Below are 1,616 nucleotides of genomic sequence, written 5' to 3'. Positions count from 1 at the left end.
GGGTCTGACGCAAACTCGCTGCATCTTTGGCTCAGGTCGCGCCGACGAGACGCGCCTGGAGCAGATCGATCTTGGCGCGGCCGTACATCTGCCGCTTGATGAGTTTGAGCTTGGTGATCTGGCCTTCGGTCTGACCATTCGACCACGGAGAGATGATGGCGTTGCGGACGGCGTCGATATCCTTTTCCACGCCGTTCGCGAACGATCCGACGAGACTTGTCTTTGCGTCCGTCAGCCAACTATCCAGTTTTTCAACCGCCTTCGATCGGATCATCGTCTGAAAGTCGTCGATCAACGTTCGAGCGGTGGTCAGGTCAGGAACATTGCTCTCGATTGCCGCGACCAGCACGGCGTCAGATTTGGACAGGTCGTTGCGCGCCAGCGTCATGAGTCTGGCGATGCTTCGCGCCGAGGGCGTACGGGCAAGTGCGCTTTGATCGGCCTTTTCGGCCAACCGTCGCCGCCGCGCCCATTCAGAGATGACGCCGATCTGGCCGCGGAAGCCCTTCTTGCGCATTTCGCGCCATAATGCCGATGCATTGCGCGCGCCCTGCGCCCAACGGCTGTCGAGCCAAGGGAGCCATTCCTCGATCGAGCTTTGGCGGACACGGAACACATCGGAGCGCTGACCGCGCAGGACGCTGCGGACGAGCTTGCGGCTATGCCCGGTCCGCTTAACGATCTGCTTGATCGGGATGCCCTGCTTCGACAATTCCAGAATGGCTTCGTTCGTTTCCTGCCGCTGCAGGAAGCCTTCATATTGAAGGTGTTCGGCATAGGTCAGAAGCTTGGGGTCGATCACGGAGCTGCCAACCGCCTTTCGGATCTGACGCATGGATTTGCCGACAGCGTCGAGAAAGGCGCGGCTCGCGTTCTCCATCAGATGCCATCGATCTGCTACCTGGTCGGCATGAGGCAGCGCTTTGGCGACGGCCTCGCCATATCCACCGCCTCGATCGCGGGCGACAATCGAGATCGACGGATGTCCTGCGAGCCAGGCCCGCGAGGTGTCCTGTTCCCGATCTGGAAGCAATGTAACGGGCCTGCGCCGTTCGAGGTCGCAGACAATTGTCCCGTATCGCTGGCCGCGTCGGAATGCGAAGTCGTCGATGCCGATGATGGCGAGCTTGTCACCCAGCTGCTCAGTCCGCCGACGCACGACACGCAACAGGGTATCGTTGCTCACCGGCATCGTCAGGCGATCGGCAAAGGCCGCGGCCGGCCTGCCGCCCAACGCCAGCCCCAAATGATGAACAATGGTTTCAAGGCGTCCGGTCCTCCGCGACAACGGAGCCAATACGGTGTCGCCAAAACGCTCAGCAAAGATCCGGCGGCGGCAAAGAACGGCGCCGCACCAGAAACGACGAACCGTCACCCGCAAGACAACACGTCGGCCAGCGATGGGCAGATCGGCAGCTTGTCGTATATACCGGCTCTGGGTTCGACGGGAGCAGGCCCCACAGCACGGGCATGTTGCAGAAACCGCCGCGGCGCGCACGTCAAGAAATACGCAATCCGTGTCGATCTCCGTATGCTCGACGACGAAGCCTGCCGGCGCCAGTCTCGTCGACCCAAATCTCCGTTCCATCGCGCTGATTCCCTCTCGAAAATTGCGC

General features: G+C 61.3%; 1 protein-coding gene. It reads right to left on the bottom strand.

The genetic code is table 11. From position 1 onward, the window contains the following. Positions 1-31 precede the first annotated feature (31 nt). Positions 32-1,588, bottom strand: coding sequence for an ISL3 family transposase (locus tag ACH196_RS38040; RefSeq protein ID WP_396651981.1), 1,557 nt, complete (start codon positions 1,586-1,588; stop codon positions 32-34). Between the last annotated feature and the right edge of the window lie 28 nt (positions 1,589-1,616).

It is taken from the genome of Mesorhizobium sp. IMUNJ 23232 (assembly GCF_044326205.1).
In the GTDB taxonomy this organism is placed as follows: Bacteria; Pseudomonadota; Alphaproteobacteria; order Rhizobiales; family Rhizobiaceae; genus Kumtagia.
Note: the sequence above shows the minus strand (reverse complement) of the source record. Positions and strands in the feature narration are given on the sequence as shown.

Bases quoted from the DNA above. Each gene is read 5' to 3' on its own strand.
- ACH196_RS38040 (WP_396651981.1), bottom strand. From the start codon at position 1,588: ATGGAACGGAGATTTGGGTCGACGAGACTGGCGCCGGCAGGCTTCGTC.